Consider the following 7,201-nt stretch of genomic DNA (forward strand, 5'->3'; position numbering starts at 1 on the left):
CACGTAGATCGCCGCGAAGAGGAGGAGGAACAGCGGGATCGCGCTGGCGAACGCCTCCACCGCGCGCAGGACCGGGTGCCGGGCCATGACGATCGCGCGCAACTGCCAGGTGACCAGGGCGGCGAGGACGACCAGCCCGACGACGAACAGCACGACGGCCCCCGCCCCGGCCGTCCCCCTCAGCGGCAGGCGGTAGTACACGACGACGAGGACGACGACGGTCGCCACCGACCGGGCGAGGCTCAGTACCACACGGCCCCGGGGCGGTCCCGGACTCACGGCGAGGTCGCCGCCGGCGCCGGCGCAGGCGCCGCGCCGGAGCTCGGCGCGGCCGGTGGGGTGAGCCGCAGGGTCACGACGTACGAGACGGCGACCGCGACTATGACCAGCGGCATGACGACGAGCCCGTTCCCCGCGAGCAGGACGGTCGCGAGCAGCACCGAGGTGAGCGGCAGCCGCAGCATGACCGTGGACATCGCGCCGATGCCCATCGCCGCACCGGCCAGCGGCGAGAGCCCCGGCAGGTGGGCGAGCGCGATACCGCCCGCCGCCCCGAGGAACATCGCCGGGAAGACCGGCCCGCCGCGGAAGGCGACGAGGGACAGGCAGTAGCCGAGGCCCTTGGCGACCAGGAGCAGCAGCACCACCGCGACAGGGGTGGCCGCGCCGTCGAGCAGCAGCGGGCCGATCGCGTCCTGCCCGGAGAACAGCACATCGGACACGTCGCGACCCGTCAGCAGGGCGTACCCGGCGGCCAGACCGGCGATCACCAGGCCGGCCGCCGGCACCGCGAGCAGCAGCCGGCGCTCGACGGGCTGCCGGATCGCCCCACCGAGGCGCCGGATGCCGGTCCCGGCCACGGCGGCGACGATGCCGATGACCACGGCCCATCCGAACTCGGCGATCGTGGGGCTCCCCTCGGGGGGCAGACCGGGGATCGAGAGCGAGACCGCACCGAAGCCCGTCCACGCGTCCAGGCCCACGAAGATGACGGTCCCGACGCCGGCGGCGAGCAGTCCCGGCACGAGGACGAGCCCGAGGGTCGCCCCCGACAGCCCGGCCGCCTCCATGAGGAGGAAGGCCCCGAGGAGCGGGGACCCGAACAGCGTGCTGATCGCGGCGAAGCTGCCGGCCGCGGCCACGATCGTGAGCACGCGGGGTGCCGGGTCGCGCCGGGCGAGGCGCACCGCCAGCGCGGCGAGGCCGCCGCCCAGCGCGATGAGAGGCGCCTCGGGACCGATCACCGCACCCGCCGCGAGCGAGGCGAACGCGGCGAGGACGACGCCGGGGAGCTCGCGGGGCTGCGGGAACGAGCCGGTCGAGAACCCGTCGATCGGGGTGTGGCCGCCGTGACCGGGGAGCCGGCTGATGACGAGGGCGACGAGCAGGCCGGCGAGGACCAGCAGCGGGGCGGGCCACCAGGCCGGCGGGTGGGCGTAGCCCAGCGCGCCCGGGAGATCGCGGTAGAGCCATCCCTGGGCGTGGTTGATCAGGACGATGAACCCGTAGGAGGCGGCGGCCACCGGGACACCGAGGGCGGCGGCGATCAGGAGCAGGACGAGGTAGCCCCGGCTGCGCACCACCGCGACCGGGTCCTGCGACGGACCGGTCGACGGTTCGGCCGGACGGGTCACGGGGGTCCCGGGAGCCCCGGAGGGCTCCGGGGACGGACGCGCGGTGGCGGCGTCGACGCGGTCGGCCATCCCGGGATCGTCGGTCGCCGACGGCCCGCGGCCCTCCCCCGGGAATGGTGATTCCTGCTCACCCGGCGCAGGTGACGACCGCGGACCGGACGCGGGGGACGGTGCGGCCACGTGACGACCCCGGGGAGGGCCCGTGATCCTCTGGTACTACCTGCGCTACATCGCCCGCCACGCCCACGACCTGCCGTGGGTCCACCTCGTGATCGGGCTGATCGGCAACCTGTTCTTCGTGCTCGGCAGCATCATGTTCCTGTACCCGGCCTCGACGCACCTCGGGACGTGGTTCTTCATCATCGCGTCGTGGGGCCTGCTGATCGGCGTGCTCGGCGAGATCGCGGCCCGCTACGAGATGCGCCGCCGGGCCGCCGCGGCGGCGGCCGCCGCGCCGTGAGCGTCCCCTTCACCCCTCGGGGATGAGGGCCGCCCGCGGGACGGCCGGAACAGTCGTCGGCGGTCGCTCGCCGCCGATGCCCGAGGCTCGGGGCGTGACCGCCGACCCGAGGAGGAAGCACCGATGGCGACGTTGACGGCATGGAAGTTCCCGAGCCCGACGGGCGCGGACGAGGCGCTGGCGACGCTGGAACGGCTCCAGAAGGAGGAACTGATCGTCCTCCAGGACGCGGCCGTGGTGACGTGGCCCGCGGACCGCAAGCGCCCGAAGACCCGTCAGCTGCACAGCCTGGTCGGCGGTGGCGCGCTCGGCGGCAGCTTCTGGGGCATGCTGTTCGGGCTGATCTTCTTCGTGCCGCTGCTCGGCCTCGTCGTCGGGGCCGCCGCCGGTGCGGCCGCCGGGTCGATGCGCGACGTGGGCATCGACGACGACTTCATCAACGACGTGCGGGAGAAGGTCACCCCGGGCAGCTCCGCGCTGTTCGCCCTGACCTCGAACGCCGTCACCGACAAGGTGGTGGACGCCTTCCGCGGCAGCCACGCCGAGCTGCTGCACACCAATCTCTCCGGGGAGCAGGAGGAGCAGCTCCGGGAGGTCTTCGGTGACGTGGACGAGGCCGAGTCGGCCGGGTCCGGCGCCGCCATGTGAGGTGGCGCTCCGCCAGAGGTCCCCGTCCGCGGCCCCGCGGGCGGGGACTTCGCGCGCGCTCAGCCGTGCGCGCCGCGCCCGTCGTCGGGGACCTCGTCGGCGTCCGCGGGAGCCTGCCGCAGCGCGACGAGCTCCAGTCCGAGGGACTGGATCCGGCCCAGGACGCCGTGGACCTCGTCCTCGCTCACCGAACGCCCCGAGATCACGGTCTCGGCCGGGAGCTCGTCCACCTCCAGGCCGGGGAACGCCGCCCGGACCCGCTCGGACAGGCGACCGACGACCCGGACCTCGAAGCGCCTCGACACAGCCGTCCTCCTCCGTCGCCCGGCGGGCCGGCGGCGCCGCCGTCCCCGATCCTCGGCCGACCACCGGCGCCGACCCTCATCCCGCCGAGGTGAACGGAGGGGAAACGAACGGTTGCCCCCGCCGTCAGGCCAGGAGCTCGCGCTCGTAGGCCCGCGACACCGCGTCCCGCCGCGTCGACACCCCGAGCTTGGCGTAGATCGACCGGATGTGGGTCTTGACGGTGTTCACCGACACCACCAGTTCCTCGGCCATCGCGGGCGCGTTGAGCAGGGACGGCAGGAGGGCCAGGACCACGAGCTCGCGTTCGCTGAGGGACGCGGGCGCGGTGTCCTCCCGCGCCGCGGCGCACGCGGCCACGAGCCGCGCGCCGAACGGGGTGGACGGCTCGCCGGTGGCCAGGAGCGCGGCGCGGGTACGCACCCCCGCCTCGGCGAACGGTCGGACGAGATCGAGCGTCCGGGCCTCGTGGACCGCGCGGTACAGGCTCGCGCGGCCCGCGGCCTCGTCGCCGTCCTGCAGCGACGCCTCGGCCTCGAGCAGGTGGACCTCGACGAGCAGTCCTCCGCCGCGGGCCCCGTTGTCCACCGCGGCCCCTGCGGCCGCTGCGGCCGCCAAGGTCCGGGCGGCGGCGTGCCGACCGGAGGCCGCCTCCGCCCAGGCCCGCATGAGCGCCACCTCGGGGGTCTCCCCGGTCCGGGCGCGGAGCCAGTCGACGACCTCGCCGGCGGCGCGGTGGCTGCCCGACCGGATCGCCGTGCGGAACTCGAGCACGGCGAGCGCGCCGGCCACGGGCGCCGGGAGCGGGAGGCCGTCGATCGCCTCGCGAGCAGCCCGGGCCTCGGTGAGCGCGGTCGCCTGCTCGCTGCGTACTCCTCCCTCGGCGCGCGCGACCGCGCGCACCAGGTGCAGGGCGTAGGCGGCGTCGGGGGGCAGTGCCTGGCGGGCCCCGAGCTCCCCGTCGCACCGTGCCCGGGCGCGCTCCGGCTCGCCGTGCAGCAGCTCGGCGTACGCACCCAGCGCGACGGCGAGCGCCGTCGCCGCCGCGGAGTGCTGTCCCGACCGCACGGCGGCGGCCTGCGCGTCCCGGGCCGCGGCGGCGATCGCCCGGGGATCACCGTCGCCACAGGCCGCGACGGCGAGCAGGGTCGAGGCCTTCGCCTCGAGGGCGGCGAAGCCGTGGGCGCGCGCCAGCGCCAGGGCACGCCGGATGTCGTCGTGCGCCACGGCGGGGCTCGTCCCCGATCCGGGAGCGAGCGCGGCCTCCGCGCGCCCGAGGTGCACCAGGGCCGCCAGCTCGGGTTCCGACGACGGCACCCCGTCGACCGGTGCGACCGGGCGGCGGCCCGTCGCGTCGCCGCGGGCCCCGCGGAGGCCTGCGGCGAGGAGCTCGGTGCCGTGGCGCAGCGCCTCCGGAGCCGGCTCTCCTCCGGCCGGGCACGCCTCGCGGGCCCGCAGCAGCTCGGCGGCGGCTGCGGCCGGGTCGTGGTCCTCGAGATGGGTCAGGGCCGCGGTCAGCGCCAGGCGGGCGTCCTCCTGCCGGTTCCCCGGGCCGACGAACGCGAGGGCCCGTCGCAGGGGGGCGAGGTGCCCCGCGAGCAGGAGCCCGAGGCCGTCGCGTCGCACCAGCTCGGTCGTCAGCCGGGGATCGGCGGCGCGCTCGGCGTGGCGCAGCGCGTGGGCGGTCTCGTGGTGCTCGGCCCACCAGCGGGCCGCGGCGACGTGGAGCTCCCGGTGCCGGGCCGGCCGGTGCCGGGCCAGGTCCGCCGCGAGGTGGGAGCGCAACAGGCCGTGGACCCGGTACTCGGCGGGAGCGACGCGCTCGATCATCGCGGCGCCGTGGACGAGCTCGTCGAGGACGTGCGCCGCGTCGGGCCGCCCGGTGAGCGCCACGGCGAGCGCCTCCGGCAGACGACCGCAGACGCTGACGTCCTGCAGGACCGAGCGGCTCGCCGCCGGGACGCCCCCGAGCACCTCGCCGGTGAGGTAGTCGGCGACCGACCGCTCGTCCCCGTCGAAGCGCGCCAGCACCGCCGCCGGGGCCTCGCTGCGCCGGAGGGCGATCGCGGCCAGGCGCAGGCCGCCCACCCACCCCTCGGTCCGGCGGTGCAGCACGGCCACCTCGCGCGCGTCCAACCCGGCACCGGAGCCCTCCAGCAGCGCCGCGGCGTCCTCGGGCGAGAAGCGGAGCTGGTCGGCCCGGAGCTCGGTGAGCAGGCCCTCCACGCGGAGCCGCGGCAGGGCCAGCGGAGGGTCGGACCGTGCGGCGACGACCAGGCGCACGCCGGCCGGGTCGCGCCGCAACAACCGGGTGATCACGTCGAAGCCCGACCGGTGCCCGGCCAGGACGTGCACGTCGTCGAGGACCAGGCGGACCGGCGGGCGCACGGCATCGAGCGTGTCGAGGAGCGCGTCGGTGGGGTCCCCGCCGTCTCCGTCGGTTCCCACGTCCGTCGCTGCGCTCGTGTCGGCGCCGGCGGCGGCGACGGCCGCGAGGATCGCCGCCCGCAGCCGCCGCGGGTCGGCGTCGTCCGCGTCGAGGCTCACCCAGGCGGTCCGCGTTCCGGGGTCCTCGCGCGCCCACTCCGCCAGGAGCACGGTCTTGCCCGATCCGGCCGGTGCGATCACCGCCACGAGCCGCGTGCCGCACGCCTCGTCCAGCCGCCGCCACAGTCGGGGTCGCGGGACGAACCACCACGGGAGCTCAGGCACCGCGACCTTGCCGGTGGGGACACGAACCATCGCGGGCGACCTCCGTCTCGTCCCCCGCACGGTCCCTCGCGGACGGATGAGACGGCCTCCTCCCCCGGGGATGAGGGCTGGTGGTGTCGGCCCGGCGATCGCCCGCGGCTCCGTCGCCGGACACGGGCCGGCCCTCACCGGAGCAGGCCCTGCTCGTGGGCGGTCAGGACGGCCTCCCGCCGGGTGCCGACCCCGAGCTTCGCGTAGATGGCACGGATGTGGCTCTTGATGGTGTTGATCGAGACGTCCAGGTCCTCGGCGATCTCCTCGAGGCTGTCCAGTGACGGCAGGCGTCCCAGCACGTCGTACTGGCGGGCGCTGAGCCCGGTCGTCGCCGGAGCGCGTCGGCCGGTCCGCGCCGCGACCACCCGCGCCGCGAAGGCGGCCCGGTCCCCGCCCCCGACCAGCTGGTCGACGAGCAGGGGCCGGATCTCGTCCCCGGCGTGGACGAAGGGTCGGACCGCGTCGAGGGGCACCGCGTGGTCGATGGCGCTGCGCAGCGCGTTCCGCGCGCCAGGCCGGTCCCCGCGCGCCAGCCGACCGCGCGTCTCGAGGAGCCACGCCTCGACGAGGGTCGGCGTCGGGCCGGGCGGGAGTCCGCCCCCGAGCAGCGGCTCGAGGGCCTCCCGCATCGCGCGGTGCGACCCGTTCCCCGCGGCCGTCCACGAGCGCACCAGGTGGAGCTCCGGGCACGTCGGCCGGCGCGCCGCCAACCAGGACGCCACGCCCACGGCGGCCGTGGCGTGCCCCAGCGACGCCGCGGCCCGGTGCTCCAGCAGGGCGGCGGTGACCTCGAGTGCGGCCGGTGCGCGCCTGTCGCCGAGCTCGGCGCGGGCCGACTGCAGCTCGAGCAGTCCCCGCGCGCGGTCTCCGGCGTCCACCAGCCCGCCACCCCGCGCGCTGCGCAGCGCGTACCGCAGGGCCGGCGGGAGGACCGGGTTCCAGCTCGGGAGCTCGTGCACCGGGATCGCCAGGGCGCGGTGCGGCTCGGCGCGGAGCAGCCCGACGTGGGCGTCGACGGCCCGGGCGATCGGGAACCAGGGCGAGTCCTCCCACCCGGCCGCATCCGCGAGTACCGCGGACGCGGTCGTGGCCGCCTCCCGGACGTCGCCGACCAGCCACAGGGCTGCGCTCAGCAGACACCGCGCCTGGATCTCCAGCCTGCCGAGCCCGTGCTCTCGCGCGAGCTCGAGCCCCCGCCTCAGCTCCTCCACCGCGCACGAGGCGTCCCCGGCCAGAGCCGCCGACCCCCGGCCCACCCGCGCGAGCGCGACCAGCGCCGGATCGTCCACGGTCGGCTCCGGGCCGCGCACCGGTCGGTGCAACCCCACCAGCCGCTCCGAGGCCATGCGGAAGATAGCGGCGTCGGAGCCGGCCGCCGCGGGACCGGCCCGCCGGGCGCGGTGGAGGGCCC

Annotated in this window: 6 protein-coding genes and 1 pseudogene; 2 read left to right on the top strand and 5 right to left on the bottom strand. The window is 76.8% G+C overall.

Going from position 1 to position 7,201, the window contains the following annotated elements; genetic code table 11:
- Both AC0CYZ_RS05680 and AC0CYZ_RS05685 read right to left on the bottom strand, forming a co-directional pair.
- Positions 1-228, bottom strand: a pseudogene (locus AC0CYZ_RS05680) (potassium channel family protein); the annotation flags it as partial.
- 47 nt (positions 229-275) lie between these two features.
- The gene (locus tag AC0CYZ_RS05685) at positions 276-1,703 is read right to left on the bottom strand and encodes a chloride channel protein (protein WP_472213180.1); all 1,428 of its coding nucleotides are present in this window, start codon (positions 1,701-1,703) and stop codon (positions 276-278) included.
- 133 nt (positions 1,704-1,836) lie between these two features.
- Between AC0CYZ_RS05685 and AC0CYZ_RS05690 the strand changes: the two genes are divergently transcribed.
- Both AC0CYZ_RS05690 and AC0CYZ_RS05695 read left to right on the top strand, forming a co-directional pair.
- Positions 1,837-2,094, top strand: a complete 258-nt coding sequence (locus tag AC0CYZ_RS05690) for a YrhK family protein (protein ID WP_472213182.1) — start codon at positions 1,837-1,839, stop codon at positions 2,092-2,094.
- A gap of 123 nt (positions 2,095-2,217) precedes the next feature.
- Positions 2,218-2,742, top strand: a complete 525-nt coding sequence (locus tag AC0CYZ_RS05695; RefSeq protein ID WP_472213184.1) for a DUF1269 domain-containing protein — start codon at positions 2,218-2,220, stop codon at positions 2,740-2,742.
- 59 nt (positions 2,743-2,801) lie between these two features.
- Here the strand turns inward: AC0CYZ_RS05695 and AC0CYZ_RS05700 are convergent, their stop codons facing one another.
- The 3 genes from AC0CYZ_RS05700 to AC0CYZ_RS05710 form a co-directional block, all read right to left on the bottom strand.
- Positions 2,802-3,047 (bottom strand): hypothetical protein, encoded by a 246-nt coding sequence (locus AC0CYZ_RS05700; protein WP_472213186.1) that lies wholly within the window; start codon positions 3,045-3,047, stop codon positions 2,802-2,804.
- A gap of 124 nt (positions 3,048-3,171) precedes the next feature.
- Positions 3,172-5,787: a winged helix-turn-helix domain-containing protein gene (locus AC0CYZ_RS05705; protein ID WP_472213188.1), complete on the bottom strand. Its 2,616-nt coding sequence runs from the start codon at positions 5,785-5,787 to the stop codon at positions 3,172-3,174.
- A 134-nt stretch (positions 5,788-5,921) separates the two neighbouring features.
- Positions 5,922-7,201: helix-turn-helix transcriptional regulator (locus AC0CYZ_RS05710; RefSeq protein WP_472213190.1), on the bottom strand; the 1,280-nt coding region annotated here is incomplete at its 5' end.

The sequence above is a fragment of the Actinomycetospora sp. genome (assembly GCF_055612215.1).